This is a genomic window from Pseudonocardia lacus, from assembly GCF_018531445.1.
Classification (GTDB): domain Bacteria; phylum Actinomycetota; class Actinomycetes; order Mycobacteriales; family Pseudonocardiaceae; genus Pseudonocardia; species Pseudonocardia lacus.
Genome location: NZ_JAHDTH010000167.1, coordinates 1 through 18,528 on the forward strand (window position 1 = coordinate 1; position 18,528 = coordinate 18,528).

General features: G+C 70.5%; 19 protein-coding genes. 7 read left to right on the plus strand and 12 right to left on the minus strand.

Annotated elements, in window-relative coordinates; translation table 11 throughout:
* Positions 1-1,188: 1,188 nt before the first annotated feature.
* From KIK08_RS41945 to KIK08_RS28310, 8 genes are all read right to left on the minus strand, one after another.
* The gene (locus KIK08_RS41945; protein ID WP_214406322.1) at positions 1,189-3,975 is read right to left on the minus strand and encodes a CHAT domain-containing protein; all 2,787 of its coding nucleotides are present in this window, start codon (positions 3,973-3,975) and stop codon (positions 1,189-1,191) included.
* A gap of 42 nt (positions 3,976-4,017) precedes the next feature.
* The gene (locus KIK08_RS28280; protein ID WP_214406323.1) at positions 4,018-5,400 is read right to left on the minus strand and encodes a hypothetical protein; all 1,383 of its coding nucleotides are present in this window, start codon (positions 5,398-5,400) and stop codon (positions 4,018-4,020) included.
* Positions 5,397-6,581 (minus strand): hypothetical protein, encoded by a 1,185-nt coding sequence (locus tag KIK08_RS28285; protein WP_214406324.1) that lies wholly within the window; start codon positions 6,579-6,581, stop codon positions 5,397-5,399. The genes KIK08_RS28280 and KIK08_RS28285 overlap by 4 nt, the downstream gene beginning before the upstream one ends.
* Positions 6,582-6,683: 102 nt before the next feature.
* Positions 6,684-7,973, minus strand: a complete 1,290-nt coding sequence (locus KIK08_RS28290) for a hypothetical protein (RefSeq protein WP_214406325.1) — start codon at positions 7,971-7,973, stop codon at positions 6,684-6,686.
* A 105-nt stretch (positions 7,974-8,078) separates the two neighbouring features.
* Entirely contained in the window at positions 8,079-9,326 is a 1,248-nt protein-coding gene (locus KIK08_RS28295; RefSeq protein ID WP_214406326.1) for an OmpA family protein, read from the minus strand.
* A gap of 89 nt (positions 9,327-9,415) precedes the next feature.
* Positions 9,416-9,826 carry a hypothetical protein gene (locus KIK08_RS28300; RefSeq protein ID WP_214406327.1) on the minus strand — a complete coding sequence of 137 codons (411 nt, stop codon included), beginning with the start codon at positions 9,824-9,826 and terminating at the stop codon, positions 9,416-9,418.
* Positions 9,823-10,365, minus strand: coding sequence for a hypothetical protein (locus KIK08_RS28305; RefSeq protein WP_214406328.1), 543 nt, complete (start codon positions 10,363-10,365; stop codon positions 9,823-9,825). Before KIK08_RS28305 ends, KIK08_RS28300 begins: the two co-directional genes overlap by 4 nt.
* Before the next feature lie 266 nt (positions 10,366-10,631).
* The gene (locus KIK08_RS28310) at positions 10,632-11,180 is read right to left on the minus strand and encodes an NUDIX domain-containing protein (protein ID WP_214406329.1); all 549 of its coding nucleotides are present in this window, start codon (positions 11,178-11,180) and stop codon (positions 10,632-10,634) included.
* Between the two features lie 167 nt (positions 11,181-11,347).
* On the opposite strand from KIK08_RS28310, the gene KIK08_RS28315 reads away from it, so the two are divergent.
* Genes KIK08_RS28315 through KIK08_RS28325 form a run of 3 tightly spaced genes read left to right on the plus strand, consistent with a single transcriptional unit; the run spans position 11,348 to position 12,518 of the window.
* Positions 11,348-11,638 (plus strand): transposase, encoded by a 291-nt coding sequence (locus KIK08_RS28315; RefSeq protein ID WP_214406330.1) that lies wholly within the window; start codon positions 11,348-11,350, stop codon positions 11,636-11,638.
* Between the two features lie 8 nt (positions 11,639-11,646).
* A complete protein-coding gene (locus KIK08_RS28320) occupies positions 11,647-12,324 on the plus strand; it encodes an IS3 family transposase (RefSeq protein ID WP_250557977.1) in 678 nt (225 codons plus the stop codon).
* Positions 12,321-12,518: an integrase core domain-containing protein gene (locus KIK08_RS28325; RefSeq protein WP_214406331.1), complete on the plus strand. Its 198-nt coding sequence runs from the start codon at positions 12,321-12,323 to the stop codon at positions 12,516-12,518. Before KIK08_RS28320 ends, KIK08_RS28325 begins: the two co-directional genes overlap by 4 nt.
* Positions 12,519-12,627: 109 nt before the next feature.
* Here KIK08_RS28325 and KIK08_RS28330 read toward each other — a convergent pair whose 3' ends face one another.
* The 4 genes from KIK08_RS28330 to KIK08_RS28345 all read right to left on the minus strand — a co-directional run bounded on the left by KIK08_RS28330 (position 12,628) and on the right by KIK08_RS28345 (position 16,344).
* Positions 12,628-13,644 carry a bifunctional DNA primase/polymerase gene (locus tag KIK08_RS28330; protein WP_308257941.1) on the minus strand — a complete coding sequence of 339 codons (1,017 nt, stop codon included), beginning with the start codon at positions 13,642-13,644 and terminating at the stop codon, positions 12,628-12,630.
* A gap of 104 nt (positions 13,645-13,748) precedes the next feature.
* Positions 13,749-14,408, minus strand: a complete 660-nt coding sequence (locus KIK08_RS28335) for a hypothetical protein (protein ID WP_214406333.1) — start codon at positions 14,406-14,408, stop codon at positions 13,749-13,751.
* Between the two features lie 148 nt (positions 14,409-14,556).
* Complete coding sequence (locus KIK08_RS28340) at positions 14,557-15,249, minus strand: hypothetical protein (RefSeq protein WP_214406334.1); 693 nt, start codon at positions 15,247-15,249, stop codon at positions 14,557-14,559.
* An 84-nt stretch (positions 15,250-15,333) separates the two neighbouring features.
* A complete protein-coding gene (locus KIK08_RS28345) occupies positions 15,334-16,344 on the minus strand; it encodes an ArdC-like ssDNA-binding domain-containing protein (RefSeq protein WP_214406335.1) in 1,011 nt (336 codons plus the stop codon).
* A gap of 138 nt (positions 16,345-16,482) precedes the next feature.
* Here KIK08_RS28345 and KIK08_RS28350 point away from each other — a divergent pair, with 138 nt between their 5' ends.
* The 4 genes from KIK08_RS28350 to KIK08_RS28365 form a co-directional block, all read left to right on the plus strand.
* Positions 16,483-17,052: a hypothetical protein gene (locus tag KIK08_RS28350; protein WP_214406336.1), complete on the plus strand. Its 570-nt coding sequence runs from the start codon at positions 16,483-16,485 to the stop codon at positions 17,050-17,052.
* Complete coding sequence (locus KIK08_RS28355; protein ID WP_214406337.1) at positions 17,040-17,312, plus strand: hypothetical protein; 273 nt, start codon at positions 17,040-17,042, stop codon at positions 17,310-17,312. The genes KIK08_RS28350 and KIK08_RS28355 overlap by 13 nt, the downstream gene beginning before the upstream one ends.
* Before the next feature lie 29 nt (positions 17,313-17,341).
* On the plus strand, positions 17,342-17,566 hold the full coding sequence (locus KIK08_RS28360) for a hypothetical protein (RefSeq protein ID WP_214406338.1): 225 nt from the start codon (positions 17,342-17,344) through the stop codon (positions 17,564-17,566).
* A partial coding sequence (locus tag KIK08_RS28365) for a TrbL/VirB6 family protein (protein WP_214406339.1) occupies positions 17,563-18,528 on the plus strand: 966 nt, incomplete at its 3' end. The genes KIK08_RS28360 and KIK08_RS28365, both read left to right, overlap by 4 nt.

Genomic DNA, 18,528 nt, shown 5'->3' on the forward strand with positions numbered 1-18,528 from the left:
TGGTGGATCTTGTGAGAGAGAACCTGCCTATCGAGGACCCCGCGTCCTGACCAGCACCACGTAGATCATCCCGAATGTCCGTGTCGCCCGCCCGGACGTTTACCTACTCGCTGAGATCACCTCACTGCCCTGGTCAACGCTGTGCAGGTGCTCGTTCTCGCTGGCTGACGCCCCAAGTGGAAAGGGCTGTGAGACTCGCGCCGCGCAGACCAGGGGCTGAAAGCATGACCAGCGAGCCCAGCGCTACGAAGGCCTTGCATGAGCACCAGGGCCGCCGAGCCGCCGCGCGAACCGGGCCGACGAGCTCTGGATTGATCAGAGCCTCATCTTCGCCACCTCGGTCGGCCATCTCGGCTGCCGCCCTCAACCTCTGGCTCGACCTTCGATTTTGTGCCCCACTCACGCAAACGAGGCAGTGCTAGCACCCTGCACGAGCACGTCCATGGGCGTCCGTCACTGTAGTCGTTTGTCCCGGGGGCACGTCGGCATGCCCACGTATCGCCGGCCGGCGAGGAGATGCTTCCTCTCCCGCGTCGCATGCAGGGCAAGCTCGCTTTGACGCGTAAACCCTCATTCGGCCTAGTCAATCCAACTATGAAGGCGGGGCAATCCGACGCGCTCCGACGCCACCCTCCCCCTCCATCGGGCCGCCAAGGGGCACGAGGCCATGCACGAGAGCCGCGCCATCGAGGCATTACTCACCTCTGACCCCAGAAGTTCAGTCCGCACCTATCCGGTCTCGCAATTGTCGGAGTTTTTCTACAAGGTACCCACCCAGGTCGACCATCGCGTTCAACTTCGTGAGTATCCCCACCATACTCACCGCTCCCGCCGCTCCATACACGATGACCAATGGGATCCAGATCAGCCCGAAGACCTGACCGTCACGTCGAGGCCCCAGAAGCGCTCTGGTCACCAACGGAGAGCACACGAGTGCGACGATGACGCTGAGCCACCCGACAACGTCATCCACGGGTTCCGCGATCATCGATGAGAGGAGCGTCCCGAAGAGGTAGAAGATGACATGGAACGCCACGATTCCCAAGGCGATCCGGATCGAACTCGGAGTGCCGCGACGAGGCGGACGCGGGTGCGAGTGCGGAACAATCATCACAAATCTCCAGATGAGGAATTTTGTTCGATCAAGCCACTTCGAGCGACAACCCCCATTGGCCGCCTTGGAATAAATCAGGTGTACAAGGTGAGCGGCATTCGTTCGATCCAGCCGAGATTGCCTTCGGCCGACCGGTATCTGTCGACGACTGTGCGATATTGCTCGTGCAGGGTGCCGACGACGTCAAACACGCGACGCGGGGTTCGCAGCGCGTCGCGACTGGCGCGCAGTAGTCGGCTGGCGGTCGCGACCACGGCATCGTCGTGGACCGACCACAGCGGTAGGGCGATCGCCCCGGCGCCGGCCGCGGTGAAGGCGCGCAGGAATCCGGCCACGTCGCCTCCGGTGGTGCCGCTGCCCTGCCCGGCGAGGCAGGCGCCGAGGATCGTCAGGCGGTTGCGTGGTAGTCGCAGCCGCAGCGCGACGTCGTAGGAGGTCAGCCGGTCGTCTCGGCCGAGTTGCAGGCAGGGGCCCAGTTCGCCGTACTGAGACGCGTAGCGGCCGTGTCCGGCATAGACGAAGAACTCGGGTCGCGGCGCGGACAGCCGGGCCAGTCCGGCCCAGTCGGCGTCGAACGGCTCGACCGACTCGGCGAGCTTGCTGGGCCGGTGCCCGGCCAGGAACAAGTGCTCTCTCGGCCAGCCGACCGCGATCTCATTGCCGCTGACCTGCGTCCCTGGATCGCCGCTCCCGACATCAGGGAGAATGAGTGCGGACAGATCGTCGGATGCGCTCACACGCTGGTGGCGGAGCGAGCTGCGACCCCGCAGCAGGAACGCCGAGAGACCCACCGACAATGACAATGGCACACGTGCTCCCAGCGGGATCCCGCCGGCCGGAACCGCGATTTGGAACGGGACGGCGAACAGGTCGTCGGTCGGCACCACCACGAGGTGGTTCAGGTCCTCGCCGCCCCCCACGACGTCGTCCCAGATCGGGGCCAGCAGCAGGTCCCAGATGTCGCGGGCCGTGCGCAGGTCCGGGTAACTGACGATCCTGCCGTCGATCTCCTGGGTCAGCATTCGATCAACCACGGCCCGGATAGGCGCGAGGTCGCCGCAGTCGACCGGACGCCGCACGTCATCGCGGAACACGACGGCCGCGAGCCGGTCCGGGGAACCGTCCTCCCGGGTGCCGTGGACAAAGTAGCGGACGATGCATGCGCCCGGGTTGTTCGCCACGTACCCGTCCGCCTTGGCCGCAATCTCCGGGTCATGCGCCGCCGCCTGCAGCGGATGACGGAGGAACTGGCGCTCGAATTCCTTCTCGCGCTCCAGCAGGGCCATCCGATCCTGCTCCTGCAGCTCTGGACTCGTCATCCGACGCGGTGCGGCGCGGCGACCTGGGGACAGGGCGCTCAAACCCCGTCGCCCGGCAACCTCCTCGCCGGCCGCCACGGTGAGGTCCTGATCCCCGTCGACGAGGAGGTCGGACGAATCGAGGTTACCGGCGTCCTCGACCTCGACCCCGGCTTCAGACACCGCGGCGTCTGTCATGGTGTTGTCGGGCGGGTCGAGCTGCGGCAGCTCCGCCCCGGAGATCATGTCGAGCAGTTCGCGGGCCGTCGACTCCTCGACCAGCCCGACGATGTCCTCCCATGCCTCCGGTTCTGCGGTGTCGGTTGCCGAGGCATCGTCCAACAGCCTGCGGATCTCGGCGAGGTAGATGGGCCGGACGGTTCCGGCGTAGGCGCGTTTGTAGGAGGGCAGCGCGATGACCTGGCGAACGGAACGCACCACCTTCAGCTCCACGACGCGCAGTCGCTCCTGCCACTTGTTTCGCACCGTTCCCGGGAGCTCGATGAGCACCTCTCGGGCGCGCTGGACGGCCCCGGAGGCGATTTCCAGGTCGACACCGGACGGGCGCGAGATCGCGTCCTCCGCGTGCTGCAGCAGGGTGCGCATCCCGGCCTCGTCCGCGTCCGTATGGGCGATCTGCTGCTCAGCGATCAGCCTGCCGCGCTCCCAGCTGAGCCTGCGGATCCTCTCCAGCTTCTCCCGCACCTTCGAAGAGCTGTGACCGTGCGCGTGGCGCAGCACTTGCGCCTGCTGAAGGGTAGCCTGGGCTTCGCGGTAGCCATCGCCGGTAGCGCTGGCCAACTCCACCACGCGATCGGCCAACTCGCCCGACTCGGCGCGCAACGACTCGTCGTCGCGCAGGTTTCCGAGGCGGAACAGCAAGAGCGAGAGGTTGTGGGTCAGGCTGAGGTTCCCCCGCAGGAACTCGCGCTGGTGGACGGACGCGTCCGGCGGCGGTGCAACGGTGGTCGAGACCCCCCAATGGCATCCAATTAAGGTCTGCTCCTCGACTGCATCCCGCATCGCCTGAGCGAGTTCGGCGATCCGTTCCAAGCGATCGTTGCCGGCCTGCTCGGCCTCCTGCAGCTGCGAGCGCAGCCGGTTGCTGGTCATGTCCGGCTTGCACCACCACAGGCCATGTTCGTCGGCCAGCGCACACGCGTCCTCGAACAGCATGCGCCCGCGGGTGTGATTGCCCGTTCGGTAGAGAATCCGGCCAGCGCCGTCGGCCCACCGAGCGGCTGCGTACCCGGCCTCGGCACCAGCCACACTCCGCAGCCGGGTGGCATCGTCGCTCGACTCGGCAATCGCAGTCAGGCCAGCCGCCAGTTGGAAGCGGACGTCGGCGCTGACGATCCGGCACCAGTAGGCACCAACCCGGGTTGTCAGAGCCGCGGGATTGCCGGCGTCCACCGGGCGGAAGGCATCGTGGATGGTGAGCAGCCACTCCGCAGCGGCGTGCCGCATCGGCCGGTCGAAGTCGACGTCGAAAGTCTGGATCACCGTGGCGGGCGGGACGCCGTCGGCGAAACGCCGCAGCTCCTCGGCCGGGTCGCTACCCACTGGTCAAAGCCCTTCCTCGCGAAATGAGCGGGGATACCGTCATCACTCATCCTCGAATGTGGACCCAGCCGGATCCGTGAACGGCCCGTCCGGATTGTCAGCAGTAGCGACGAACTCGTACTCAGCGAGCAGGGGACCTAGCTCCGGCGCACCCGATCGGACCGCCATCGCTTCGCGCATGTCGGACACCGCGCGCAGTCGACCGTGCGCATCATCGGCGGTCGGCGTCCCAGCTGCCCACCGCACTCCTGCCAACCATGGCGCGTCGCCGAAACCAATCACCTGTGGCAGACCGGCGAGGTCCTCGAACGCGTCCTGAGCCTGGTACCACCCGTGCCGTTCCTCGTCCGACGCGGCCCAGCCGCCCGCCGTCCGCAGTCGACTCAGGCTCCACGCGTCGACCAGCCACCGGTCGGCGGTCACCAGATGCCCCCCAACCGTGCTGTACCGGAAGTCCGGCACCACCCCAGCGGAGTGGATGTGCAGGGACGTCTCGACGCCCGGATGTGAGTCCGGCAGCGCCACCGTCAGCTCTCCGGGTCGGTCGCCGGAGCGGCCCATCCGGTACGTCGCCAGCACCAGGCCGGTGCGCCTGTCCACCACACTTAGCCGGAGATCGACCACCTCCCGGTCCGTGGCCAGAACGTCTGCAGCCAGCGTCACGTACACGACGGTCGATCCGTCGACGCCCCCGACGAGGACCTCGGGCACCTCGGCGCCGTTCCACCGCAGGATCCGGGCCGGGGCCAACTTCGGGTCCACGCGATAGGAGTCGACAGAGAGCCCGTCACCTTCCCGTCGCCCGCCGAACAGCACCGGCAACTCGGGCGGTGGTGTAGCGACGCCGGGGATGCTCAGATCGTCGGCGAGTTCGGCGAGCTCGTCGCCGTCCGGTGTCCCGGACAACAGTTCGGCCGCTGTGGAGGCGGCCGCGGTCAGCTGCGGTCGCATCACAGCCGGCAGCTCGCCTGCCAGGCACTCCTCCGCCAGTCGGATCAGCGTGGCCGAGGCGAGGTCGAACCGGGCGAGCGCCTCGTCGTGGAGCCCGGCATCGGCTGCGGCGAGGGCGAGATCGACGATCAGTGTGTCTTCGGCGACGGGCTGCGGCAGCCACCGACGGACACCGTGAACGAGCCCGAGCCGAGCCCAATGTGCCGGCAGACGGGCTGGCGCCGGGAATTCGTGCAGCCCAACCGGCGGCAGCGGGTCAGCCGACGGCACTAGGTGGCTCCCGGCACGGGCACCGGCGGTCCATGCTACGACCCGGTCCGGCTCGGCGACGTCGACCTGAACTACGGCGCCCGGCGCCACCGGCACCTTCGCTGCCATGACCGCGGCCGGTTGCGCGGAGAACCACATCGTCGACCCATCCGATGCGACGTAGAGGGCACCCGTCTCCGACGGACCTGGCGTCGGCCCGGTCACCGCTGCATCCTCCGGCTCAGGATCTCGTCGAGGTCGTCGTCCAGGATCGCCGCCTTCACCAGCGCCACCACTAGCTCCACCGCCTCCTCGACCACTACGCAGTGCGCGCCGGGCGGGCTGCTCGCGGCTCCCCTGTCCGTCTCCCACCGGGACTGCACGCAGGCACCCACCGTCCACGCTCTGGACGCCCACTGGGGCGGATGCGCCGTCGGCAGCACGGCCGTCACGATCTCGACCGCACAGCGCCCCTCCCAGCACTCGGTCGCTCTCAGCCGCTGCACGGCCCTCACGGCGTAGGTCAGCTCGGATTCGTCGGCCTCCCCGGGCAGCAGCTCTAGAGGTACACCGTCATCTACTTCGCGGAGCTGTGCGCGCTGCCGCTGGACGTCGCGGATCCGCCACCGCAGCCGGGCCACCACCCAGCGGTGGATCGTGTGCTCGTCCGCGTCCATGCCGTAGTTCTCGTGCAATGCGGCAGACGCCTCGAGCGTTACCCGCGTCACGAGGTCCTCGCCGATCTCGCGGTCTCGGGGGCCGAGTGTTCGCAGCGCCCGCTGGACGTGCTCAAACACCTTCTCGGCCAACCGCAGCACTCGAGCGGAGCTCTGTTCTGGCGGGACCGGTACACCGTCCTCGAGGCGAGGACGCGTGACGACGTCCCCGAGCCGGGCCACGACGCTCAGGACCCGGTCCTCGATCGCGAGTGTCTCCGAGGAATCCTCGTCCAGCAGTGCGTCGTAGCCCTGTCGGTCGCGCACGGCGATCGGGATCGACTCCTCCCGCACCTTGCGGGCGGCCTTGTCCTCCAGGCTCTTGCGTTGCCCGCGCGACAGGCCGATGGTTCGCCGGATGGCGTCCAGGATGCGCACCGCTGTAGTCGCCGAGGCAAAGACGATGTCCTGTGTCAGCTCGGCGACGGGTAGGGCGGCGACGCGGGTCCGGTCGTCGCCGAACTCGGCCATCGCATCGAGCCCGTCTAGCAGCGCGGGGTCGCCACCGAGGGTTCGCACATACCCGACCACCCATTCGGGGGGCGCGGTTTTCCGCTTCCTGGTGGGCTTGGGCAGCAGGGCCAGGGTCCACTGTCCCGTCTCCTGTCGCAGCACCCGCTTGTTTAGACCGTCGGTCGGTCTGCTGCTCAGCAACGCGAACGCCAATCGGGCGATGGCGGTCTCCTGCATTCGCACGGTGTTGTGGCGCTCCCTCCTGGCAAGTCGATCCGAGGTGAGGCTCGGTCGGCTCGCACGGAGGGATACTCGGCCGTACGGCGCTCGACGTTTCCATCATTCGGCTCTGGTCGTTTCGTCGTCCGTGTCCTGACGCTCACGGCGGGACACGCGCGCCTCGTCCAGCGGCACCACGTCGGCGTCCGGAGCCGCCGGCGGCTCCGGACGGACGAGCCCGTGGAGCACGGCGAGGAGTTGGTCGATGCGTACCGCTCGGTCACCCGCTGCCGGCTTCCCCAGCCGAGCCACGGCAGTGGACAGCGCCCGCAGCCGCACCTGCTCGGCGACGATGTCGAGCATCGGAGGCAGGGTCGTGGGCTCGGCCGGGGCCGCGCCGGCCGGTGTCAGCGGCACTCCGGCCAGGGCCCGCTCCCGCAGGACGATCAGCGCGCCGGTACCGAGCACCTGCTCGACCCGGTCCATGGTCACGTCAACGACCATGACCAGCGCGTTCTCCGCCTTGCGGACCGCATTCTCGGTCCGGGTCTTGGCCGCGGCCGCAGCCATCTCGGTCTTGCGGTCGGCAACGTAGGCGCGGTCGCGAGCGGTGTCCTGGACGTTCTGCTCGCTGCTGAGGAATGCTCGGGCGACCGCGTCCCCGATCATGATTGCGACAAAGACGGCGGCCATCCACTCCCCGGGGACTGGCAGCAGGTCCAGGACGGCGGCGTCGCCGTAGCGCCAGATCACGAGCGCGGCCACGGCGAACGCGACGACAACCAGCAGACCGACCGACAAGGCGGCCGCGAGCACCTGGCTGATGCGCTCGGCGCGGGCGGGGGCGAGGTGCCGGAGCCGCTGGGCGGTCGCGCCCGCCCAGCGGGCGGCCATGATCCCGGCGACCGGTACCAGCAGCGCCAGCACGCCGGCCATCAGCCGGGTGGTATCCCACACCGGCACCGAGCTGTCGATGTCGCCGGTGAAGACCTGGTACCAGAAGGAGAACTCGGCCAGGCCGAACACCATCTCGAAGCCCAGCAGCACCCGGGCCGCCACAAGCGGCAGGGTCCGGTCGAACCGCTGGGACAACCGGTCGCGCTGGCGGTCGACGTACTCCTGGGCGCGCAGGCTCCGGCCCGGCTCCGCCGCTACCGCGGCCAACCGCTGGGCCGCGACCTCGTCCGCGGCGCGCGCGGCGTCGAGCGCGTCCATCAGCGAGGTTAGCGTCCGCGCTGCCCGCTGGTCGAGGCGTACTGCGGAGATCCGCACGTGCCACCACACGGCCAGCACCGCCTGGGCGAATCCGGCAGCGCCCGCGCGTCGCAGGATGCGACTGCTCTGCCGCCCCGCACGCCCACCGATCGAGGGCGTGAACAGTTCACGCATCAACTCGCGGAACTTCCTCATCATCTGTCTCCTCACGTCGTCGTGCGACCGCCGTGCCCGACACCGATCAGACGGATCCCCCGGGGCCCGACCCGGCCGGGCCCCGGAAGGGCGGCATGGACCGCTTCAGCCGCCGCACTCGGCCGGGGTGCCGGCCGGGTGAACGACGACCTCGACACGCCGGTTCTGCGCCGCCGCAGCCTCGTCGTGGGCGTCACCGCGCCACTCGTCCACCAGCGGCCGGGTGGATCCAAAGCCGGCGGCGCGCACCCGCTCCGGCTCGATCGGGGCGGCGGCTGCGCGGATGATGTCGGCGATCGCTTCCGCCCGAGCGGTGGAGATCCGCTGCCGCTCCTGCTCGGACTCGTAGTCCGCGGCATGCCCCTGGACGTCGACCACCCATCCGGGGTGCGCCCGCAGCTCCGTCACGGCGTCCGACACGGCAGCGGTCGCCCCCGGCCCGGGGACGTCGCTGCCCGGGGCGAACAGCACGGCGTCAGCCAGCCGGTAGCAGGACCCGCCGCCAGGGACGTCGATAGGCCCGGAGTTCGGCGCGGGCACGGAATCGGCCGGTCGTACGCCGGGCGCCCCCACGTCGGTTGGCGCGGCACCGGGACGCGGATCGAACTCGACCGATGCCGCACCCGACGCCGTCACCAGGGCGGTGAGCACGGCCTGCAGGTCGCCGCGCTCGGCCCGGGGCAGGCCGGTGGTGGTGTCGCCCAGGCCGACCCAGACGATCGGAACATCCCGCAGCGGCGGTAGCTGGCCCTCGGCCCGTGCGGCCGCGACGACGGCGTCCGGCTCGACGTCGTAACCGAGCACGCCAAGGTCGAACACACCCTTGGTCGACACGCCGTCGGACCAGACCAGCAACATGGCCGGGCGCATCCGCGCCGCGGCGTCGAGAGCCTCCAGCAGCGCGGTCCCCTCACCGGTCGGGTCGGCCCGCGTGGTCCACCAACCTATGCACGCGAGCACGAGCCGACGCGCGTTGCGGGCGTTCGGGGACTCCTTACCGGGCTCGGGGTCGAGAGCGATCCGCGCGACGGTGCGCGGGACGCGTCCGTCCCCATCGACCGCGACGATCACCAGGCCCTCCCCCGCCTGCTGGGCGGCGGCGAGCTGCTCCTGGACGGCGGGCGGCGGGTCGGTGTCCATCATCGATGCCGTCCGGTCGACGAGCAGCACGACCGGCGACGGGTCCACGGGCGGCGGAACGCGCTCGAGGACGTCGCATTGCTCGGGCGCCGCCTGGCCGACCGCCTCGACGGACGGCGGCGACGACGGACCCGCGGGCATACCGCAGGCGGTGGCCAGAAGGCCGAGCAGGCTAAAAAGTGCCAGCACGAGGGGGATGAGTCGGGAGCGCAATTCGGTCACCTCTCAGTGATCAGGATCTGGTCTCCTGCGACGGGCGCCGGGCACCGGTACGGAAGAGGCGGATCCCCGGCTGCGGGCGTTCAGGGGCGGAGGCGCAGCAGCGACATCGCCCAGAAGACGAGCCCCGCGAGGGCGACTGTGGCGAGCACGGCCCCGATCCCGAGGTCGTCGGCGATCGTGCGCAGGACCAGCCCCATGCCGATGATCGACAACACGGCGTCGGTGGTCCGTGGGGCGAAGGCGGTGCCTATCGCGGCCAGGACCATCGCCGGCACCAGCACCGCGGGCAGGGGCATGGTGGACATCCAGTCGTCCTCGACCACGGTGGCCGCTACGACCAACAAACTGAGCATGCGACCGGCCGCACCTCGGGCGTCGAGTCGGCCCCGCAGCGGCACGCCGAGCAACCGCTGCACCACCACGACCGACACCAAGACCAGCCCGTTGAACACGAGAAGGCCGACGAGGTCCGACGGCAGCAGCCAGCTCATCCGACCGCGTCCTCGTCGAGACGCTGACCGGTGGCGGTCGCGGCCGCACCACCCAGCACGAGCGCAGTCTGCTCGCTGTCGGAGCCGTCGAAGCGGACCGGTGGCGCGTCCGGGAAGGCCGTCGCCCACTGCGCGGGCACCTGGATGTCCTCGCCCGGCACCAGGGACAGCACCGCCCGGACACCGACCCTGCTCATCAATGCCCGCCCTGCTGCCTCGTCGGGGGGCAGGTCGGCAAACTGGACGTCAGAGAGCAGCACCACCGAGCGCTCGCAGGGCGTGGGCGGCAGCGCACCGATGACGTCGAGTGCCGGGCCGAGCAGGGTGTCCCGGCCGTCCGGGACACCGGTGGGCGGCGGAACCGACGCGGGCACCCCGGTCATCGAGACCGGGGCGAGTCGCACGGCCGCCGTGGCTGCAACGTCGACGACGACGAGTTCGTCGTCGGACCGGAGGTTGTCCGGCAGCCACCGGAACGCCTGAGCGAACGCCGCGTCGCGGGCCGCGGCGTAGTCCCGCATCGAACCGGACGTGTCCACGACAATGATCATCTGGACGCAGGCCAGAACGCGACCGCCGACGAGCCGAGCGCCCGCCAAGCCTCCTTCCGGTCGCCCGACGAACCAGAGCGGCCCCCAGATCGCGACGGCCAGCAGGAGTGCCAGGACGGCGAACGGCCAACGTCGACGGCGACCGACGGGACCACCCAGGGCGGGTGGCCACACCAGAACAGCACCTCGTTGAAGCACTTCCGACCTCCTCGACAGACGGGTTCGTCGAGGAGGAGGCGGTTCCCCCGCCGGGGTCAGAGTCGGATGAAGCCTCTCAGCGCCGCGGCGGCCAGCGCGGACAGGGTGAACCCGTCGCGGATCGCCCCGGAGGTGATCTCGGCGCCGAGTGCGGCCAGATCGACCCACCGCACGGCCCGCACCTCGCCGACGTCGACGGGTGCGGCGACCTCCGTCTTGTAGCGGGCGAACGCCAACTGGACATCGCCGGCCAACAGCCCCGAGTTGGGGGTGATCCGTCCCATGTCGACCAGCTCAGCGGGAGCGGCGCCCAACTCCTCCACGAGCTCATTGAGTGCCGTCTCCATCGGGTCGTCGCAATGCCCGAAGCCACGCGGAACCGCCCACTCCCACTCGCCGAGCGGGTACCTGTACACGTGGACCAGCGCCACGCGCTCACCGCACACAGCGAGGACCGCGGCGCCGGGCCGGCCTCCGCCCTCCACCACCCGGAGGTACTCCCCGACGCGCCCGTCCGGGAAGGAGACCACATCGTCGTAGACGGTCGCGAACCGGTTCTCGTGGACGATCCGCTCGCGGAGCTGTCTGATCACTGCCTCGGTCATCTGTCTCCTCCCGGCGGTGCCCTTCGCCGGGCCACCATAGGCGGTAGTGGCGCAATCGAATCCCCGCAACGGACCCAACGTGTTCAACCGGATGGCGAACGCTGAGCTTGGCCCTGGGGCCGGACACCTCAGCTGAGGTGGCTCCGCCCACCGGGAAGGATGAGTCCGTGCCCGCTCCTCACCCGCCTGAGTTCCGCCAGCGAGCCGTCGAGCTCGCCCGCCAGGGCAACCAGCCCGTTGCTGTGGTGGCCAAGCAGCTCTCGATCAGCGAGTCGTGCCTGCGGAACTGGATGGCCCAGGCCGACGCCGACGACGGCGCCACCGATTCCCGACTGACCAGCGCAGACAAGCGTGAACTCGCCGAACTCCGCAAAGAGAAGCGACGCCTGGAGATCGAAAACGAGATCCTGAAGCGGGCCGCCGCGTACTTCGCCCGGGAGAACATCCTCCCAAAGTAGTCTTCCCGCTGGTCCGTGAACTCGCCGACGACGGATACGACGTCGCGGTGACCTGCCGGGTCCTTGGCGTGCGCCGCCAGGGATACTACGAATGGCGCTCCGGGGTGAAGTCCGCCCGGACGATGGAGAACGAGTTGCTGCTCAAACACATCGAGAAAATCAACTCCGACTCGCGCGGCACCTACGGCTGGCCGCGGGTGCACGCCGAGTTGACCCTTGGACTGGGCATGACCGTGAACCACAAGCGGGTCGCCCGGTTGATGCGCCAGGCCGGGATCCAGGGCCTCTACCGGCGCCGCCGGCGCGGCTGCACCGCCCGCGACCCGCACGCCGAGCCCTACGCCGACCTGGTCGACCGCGACTTCGTCGTCGACGGCCCCGACGAGCTGTGGTGCACCGACATCACCGAACACCCCACCGGCGAGGGCAAGGTGTACTGCGCCGCGGTCCTCGACACCTATTCACGACGCATCGTCGGATGGTCGATCGATGACAACATGCGCACCACCCTGGTCATCGACGCCCTCGGCATGGCCATCACCCGCCGCAACCCCGAACCCCACTCAGCGATCCTGCACTCCGACACGGCTCGCAATTCACGTCGTGGACCTTCGGGCAACGGTTGCGCAATGCCGGGCTCGTCGCCTCGATGGGCTCGATCCGGGACTGCTACGACAACTCGATGATGGAGTCGTTCTGGGCCACCATGCAACTCGAACTGCTCGACTCCAGAACGTGGCACACGCGCGCCGAGCTTGCCAACGCGATATTCGAGTGGATAGAGTGCTGGTACAACCCGACACGGCGTCATTCCAGCATTGGGATGCTCTCGCCGGTGGACTACGAAGCAGCCCACACCCCGCCAGACCACGATCACTGACCCCACACCGTCAGTGTCCGGCGCCGGGGGCCAAGCTCACTTCGATCATCGGTCTCCATGACGTCGACGCTGTGGTCATCGGGTTGTCGGTCATGGCGGCCGATGTGGTTCATGGCCTTGCGCGTCCGTGAGGCTGGCCTGTCCGCCCTTTCCACTGCTCGTCTTGCCGAGCCTGCTGACGTCGCTGGCCAGGTGGAGGCGTGCCCAGATGGCGGGGACGTCTGGCTCCGTAGGCGAGGCCGTCGTCGATGTCGCGGCCGACTTCACGGGCGGTGTAGCCCTCGACGCCGAGGTAGCCATGGGCCGCGGCGGTGAGCGCTGCGCGGGCCTCGGCTTCGGTGAGTTCGTGCGCTCCGACCAGTCGACCGAGGGTGCGTGCGGCGCGCAACAGGGTGCGATGACGTTCGCCGACCGTCGCCTTGGCGACGTCTTGGCACTCCCCATCGACGACGGCGGCCAGGTAGGTCGACCTGTGGCGGGGCGCCGCGGCCGGTGTTGCGCCGTCGGACGTTCGATCCGTCCGAGGTTGGTGCAGGGCCGCGAGCAGCCACTCGGGCAGCTCGACGATGGGTTCGGGATCGACGAGCTGGTAGCGACCGGCGGCCAGTTCGGATCCGGATGCGACGACGTAGCCACCGGAAGCCCGGGTGTCGACGTGCCAACCGAGCTGTCCGGCGGTGTTGCGCAGGACCGGCGACGACGGCGCGCGGAAGTACAGGTGTAGGCCGCCCGAGGGCGTGGCGACGGTGCGGGTGCGTGGGAGCGCCTGCCCGGCGGCCGAGGCGAGGCGGGTGAGGACGTCGTGGCCGTTGCGGGCGCCGGTCCACGTCTTGGGCGGCTCGTCGTCGCCGGTGTCGAGGTCGAGCACGACGAGCCGGGAGGGGCCGGTGGCGATGCCGATGTTGCGCGGAGCAGCGCGCCACCAGCGGGCGATGCGCGCTGGGTCCCGGGTGGCGTGCTGTTCCCAGCGTTTGATCGTCGGAACCTTCGTGCCGGGTCGGAGCGGGAAGACGAAAAGGCCGCTCGCTGCTGCGGCGAGTGCAGCTGCTCGCAACTCGTGGACGTCAGCGGAGCTTCGAGTTTGAGTGCGGCTGTGGCTTGGTGGTGGCGGTTCTGTGTTCGGCACGGCCCGTGCTTCTCGCTCTCGATGTGGCCGCAGCATGGCTGCTGGATCGGGATCTGATGTCGCTGGTTGACCATGTGGTCGAGCACCCCCGGCGGGGCTTGCTGTCAGGTCCCGGGTGCTGCTCCCATGCCGTCGCGGCCGGCGGTCGACCGAGTTGCTGGGTGGTGCGGGGCGGCGTCGAAGCGTGCCGCTCGGCGGGCAGGACTTTGGCGGCGTGCGGACGACTTGCGGCGGGTTGCGGGTTGGGCCCAGGCCCACTTGGCCTCGCGCAGGGTCACCCCGGCCGCGTCGGCGATCTTGTTCCACTGGACACCACGTCCGCGCACCGCGGCGACGACCGCGGCGACCACCGGGTGGGTCAGCACGCCGCCCCTCGGGCGCAGCGCGACGTTCACGGCATCGGCGACCGCCAACTCCGGGACGGCCGAGAACAGGTGGAACCGCCACTCCGAGAAGGTCCCCGTCCTCGTGGTCGAGCCCTCGACGGCCAGCGGTGGCTCGCCGGTGGGGCTGGGGTGGTCTGCCCGCTTGTAGGTGCGCGGGCTCTGCCACCCACACGTGCAGCCGGCGCTCCACCCGACCACCCGCTGGACCGGGAGAAGCTCCAACGGTCCCTTCGTCACCTGCCCGTCGGTTAGTACGGCCAGCGGGAAGCCCGCGTGCTGGAGCGCCGGCTCGTAGCCGGTGTCGTGGACCCAGCCGCGGGCGCCCGCCATCTTGCGGGTCGGTGGCGCCGTGGTGGACCAGCGGTCCTGCGGGGTCATCCCGGTCCCCCGGCACCCGGCTCCTGCTGTGGCGCGTGCCGGCCGAGCGTCCTCGTGGTGTCGCGGGCCGGGGCTCGCCGGGGGGCTGATCGGCCGCTGGGCCGGGTGTCGCTGCACCGGTACTCGTCGTGCAGCGCGTTGGCGACGATCAGCCCGATGACCACGGGGACGGCGGGTTGAGACGGGACTCGTGCGGGAGCGACCGACCGTTGACCGAGATCGTCCAGCTGTCGAGCCTGTCGGTGGCCACGCCGCTTCGCCGGGTGGCGATGAACTCGGCCTCCCGACCCGTGCGCATCCGGAACCGAGCGGTGGTGATCGACGTCGAGATCGCGTCCGGGGACGAGTCGACGTCGTCGGTCTGGTGCAGGGCCAGCGGCCGGGCGCCGATCACCCGGCAGGTCTCGACGAGCAGTCCGCGGGCGATGTTCCAGGCGCCGTACTCCCCCGGGAAGGACCGACGAGGGATGTTGCAGACGACGTCGTCGGGCAGCAGGTGGCTGCGGCGGTAGTCGGATTCGTCGAGGTAGCGCAGCTTGGGCAGCGGCCCGGGGCCGGTCCACTCGGCGGCCGACGGCTCGTGGCTCATGTGGTCGGGCAGCTGGCCCCGCGCCATCGGAACTGCCGGACGTGGGCCGTCGTCGCAGGGAACGAGGCACAGCGGTTCGCGGTCTTCGTGCGACCAGTCCGGACGTGGGCCGTCGGCGACCTTCCAGTAGGCCGGCGGCTCGGCCTGAGCCGGCTTCCGGCACACCGGGCAGACGAGCTGGTTCGGATCGGGCCAGCGCCGCTCGTCGGCACTGGACCCGTCTCCGATGATGAAGCGGCGGTCGATGGGCATGTGCGGCCCCTCAGCGACGGGATCAGCATCGCCGTGACCCTCGCGCTGCACGTGGCCCGCAGCGTGGTCGTCGCGTTGCCGCGCTCACGGCGACGGTGCCGGCGTAGCGCGATCGCCGGCGGCGCCGCCGAGCGGCCGCCCCGCCCGGACGACCGGAACGGCTCGTCTGGTCGGCGCGGGTGCCTCGGCCGGGTCGTCCGGTAAGTCGTCGACAGCGAGGTCGGCGAGGATGCCGGCCGCAACGGTGTGCACGGTCTCGGCCGCCGCGGCGATCACCTCGCTGTCGCCGCGGCTCCAGCCGGCGACGTAGGGCACGGCGCTGGAGGTGCTGTCGCAGCCGTGCGCGGCCATGACGATGAAGGCGATCGACTCCGCCTCGGTCTCGGCCTGCGCCCGCGGGATGCCGCGGTGTTCGTGGTCGGCGCGGATGTGGCCGAGCTCGTGGGCGAGGACGGCCACGGCGTAGGCGTCGTCGATGTCGGGGCGGACCGAGACGACCCGGTCGGTGTGGTTGGTCCAGCCCTGGGTCTGTCCGACCTCGGTGCGGCGTTGCAGGTCGTAGCCCTCCGCGTGGACCAGCTGGGCCAAGGGCTCCCACAGCTGCGCCACATCGGGCCCCCTCAGCGCGACGGGCCGGGGCGGCTCGGGCAGCGGCGCACCATCGGTCTGCGAGACGTCGAAGACGTGCGCGACCTTCACCCCGACCATCCGCCGGCCGCTACCAGCCTCGGATGTCTGCTCGCCCGACCCGTCGGCGTCGTCGTTCTCGACGCGACGGGTGACCGGGGCGAGGATCTTCAGACCCCGCTCCCCCTTGCGGACCGACCGCCCCAGCGCCTTCCACGCGCTGAACCCGGCCACGGCGGTCAGCGTCATGCCACGCTGCTCGGCCTGCGCCTGAAGCAGCATCATGTTGCGGAAGCTGTAGCGGTGGAAGCGGGTGGCCGCGCGCAGCATCGCGGTCCATTCCTCGCCCTCGGTCAGCTGCTCGACGGCGGTGTTCAGCTCGCCCAGCAGCTCCTCGACCTTCGCCGCGGGTTCCTCGGGACTGCGCCGCGGGGCGGAACGCCCGCGACGCGGGCTGGCCGATGACATGCGCGCACGCTCGTCGACCGCATGTACCGCGGCATGTACTGCGCCGTGGTCGAGCGGTGGCCTGCGCAGTAGCCACGGAGCAGACCACGGCGGTCCCGAGCCTTCGTCGCGTTCGCAGGACGACGACGAGGTGAGGCGATGGCGGGGACCCACGCACCTGGGACCGCGGCCGGAGGTGGTGCACGCCCGCGGCTGACGGTGGCCGGGGTCGCCGGTGGCGTCGGTACGACGACCGTGGCCACCGGCCTCGGCGCCCTCGACCGGGGCGTGTTCACCGGCCGCGGCGTCGACATCCTCGTCTGCCGCGCCACCGGCGACTCCCTGGTCCGCGCCGGCCGCGCCGCCCAGCTCATCACCGCCGACGGCCGCCCCCGCCCGTTCCTGGCCGTGACCGCCGCCGACACCTCGGGGCCCACCCGGCCGGTCACCGCCCGGCTGCGGCTGATCGAGCCGCACACCGCGGCGGTCGTGCTGCTGCCGTTCGTGCGGCGCTGGCGCGAGCTGGCCGTGCCGCTGGACGAGGTCCGCAGCCTGCTGACCCGGCCGCTGACCGAGCTCCCCCGCCCGCTGCGCCGCTACGCCCGCGCCCTGCACGACCTACGCGCCGCCACCGGCCACCCGCCGACACCGGGCCCACCCACCCGACCCGCCCTGCACCACGCACCCGCCCGCACCCCGGAAAGGACCTCACCCGCATGCGCACCCTGAATCTGCCGACGGGCCTGGACCCGGCCCCGACACCACCGCCCGGCCTGGAGGCCTTCGCCTCCCAGCTGCTGGGCTGGATGAAGTGGGGCGTCATCGTCGCCGGCATCTTCGGGGTGCTGATCTGCGCCCTGATGGTGATCATCGGTCGGCGCAACCGCTCGGCCACCGCCTACGAGGGCATGATCGGATCCGCCTGGGTCCTCGGCGGCCTGGCCCTGGCCTCGGTCGCCGCGGTGCTGGTGGGGGCGTTCCAGCTGTGACCCGTGCCGCGAACCACCCCCGCCGATCCGTGTTCACCTACGTCGGCCTGGTCCTGCTGCTCCTCGCCCTGCTGGTGCTGCTGGCCGGGGACACCCCACCGGCCCTCGGCCCGGCCGTGCCGATCACCTTCGAGGACCTCCCCCGCTGCCCCGCCAACGGCTGGCGGTTCATCCCCACCGTCGTGACGAACGGGACGACGGCGGGCTGCGTCGACTACCGCGCGCTCCCCCAGCCGGCCGCAGGTGCGGCATGAACGCCCCCGTGCAGCAGCCGCCGCCTCCGGTCGAGTGCGGCACCTTCGACCTGGGCTGCCAGGCCGGGACCGCCGTCGAGTCGGCGTTCAATTCGATCGTCACCAAGATCGCCCACGGTGCAGCCGACCTGGTGGTCACCACATCGACCTGGTGGGTGCAGACCGACAGCGTCGACCCGCGCGACTCCGCGGTGCTCGCTGCCAAGGACGCCACCGGCTTCCTCGTCGTGGCGATCCTCGTCGCCTCCGTGCTCGCGCAGGCCGTCCGGCTGATGTTGACCCGGAAGGCCGAACCGCTGATCACCGTCGTGACCGGGCTGGTGCGCTTCGCGGTGGTGTCCGCGCTCGGGCTCACGGTGCTGCAGGCCGGGTTGCGCGCCGGGGACGCGTTCGCGGTCGACCTGCTCGACGGGGCGGCCAACAACTTCGCGTTCGCGATGCGCGACATCCTCATCGCCAGCCCCGAGGGCGGGTTCGCCGTGCTGCTGGTGTCGCTGCTGGCTGCGGTGCTGGCGGTGGTGCAGTGGCTGCTCATGGAGGTCCGTCATGCCGGCCTGCTGGTGCTGGCCGCCGTGATCACCGTGGCGGCGTCGGGGTCGCTGAGCCACGCCACCCGCAGATGGTTCACCCAGCTCGCGTCGTGGCTGATCGCGCTGGCCGTCTACAAGCCGGCCGCCGCGCTGATCTACTACATCGGCTACTCCTACCTGTCCTCGCTAAGTTCCAACGACCCTGGCGGCATCGCCACCATGCTCACCGGCTGCATGGTCCTGCTGCTGGCCGTCATCGCGATGCCGGTCCTGCTCAAGTTCTTCTCCTGGTCGGGCACCCAGATCGGCGGCTCGGCCGGCGGCGGCTCGGGGTTCCTCGGCGCCGCCGGGGCCGTCGCGATGTCGCAGAGCTACCGCGGCGGGCAGGCGCTGAGCCGAGCGGCGGCGATGGAGGCCACCGGCCCGGGCTCT

Coding starts and splice junctions, on each gene's coding strand:
- KIK08_RS28345 (WP_214406335.1), bottom strand. CDS start 16,344: ATGTCATCGGCCAGCCCGCGTCGCGGGCGTTCCGCCCCGCGGCGCAGT.
- KIK08_RS28285 (WP_214406324.1), bottom strand. CDS start 6,581: ATGCAGGAGACCGCCATCGCCCGATTGGCGTTCGCGTTGCTGAGCAGC.
- KIK08_RS28325 (WP_214406331.1), top strand. CDS start 12,321: ATGATGGAGTCGTTCTGGGCCACCATGCAACTCGAACTGCTCGACTCC.
- KIK08_RS28335 (WP_214406333.1), bottom strand. CDS start 14,408: ATGACCCCGCAGGACCGCTGGTCCACCACGGCGCCACCGACCCGCAAG.
- KIK08_RS28340 (WP_214406334.1), bottom strand. CDS start 15,249: ATGCCCATCGACCGCCGCTTCATCATCGGAGACGGGTCCAGTGCCGAC.
- KIK08_RS28300 (WP_214406327.1), bottom strand. CDS start 9,826: ATGAGCTGGCTGCTGCCGTCGGACCTCGTCGGCCTTCTCGTGTTCAAC.
- KIK08_RS28310 (WP_214406329.1), bottom strand. CDS start 11,180: ATGACCGAGGCAGTGATCAGACAGCTCCGCGAGCGGATCGTCCACGAG.
- KIK08_RS28355 (WP_214406337.1), top strand. CDS start 17,040: ATGCGCACCCTGAATCTGCCGACGGGCCTGGACCCGGCCCCGACACCA.
- KIK08_RS28290 (WP_214406325.1), bottom strand. CDS start 7,973: ATGAGGAAGTTCCGCGAGTTGATGCGTGAACTGTTCACGCCCTCGATC.
- KIK08_RS28350 (WP_214406336.1), top strand. CDS start 16,483: ATGGCGGGGACCCACGCACCTGGGACCGCGGCCGGAGGTGGTGCACGC.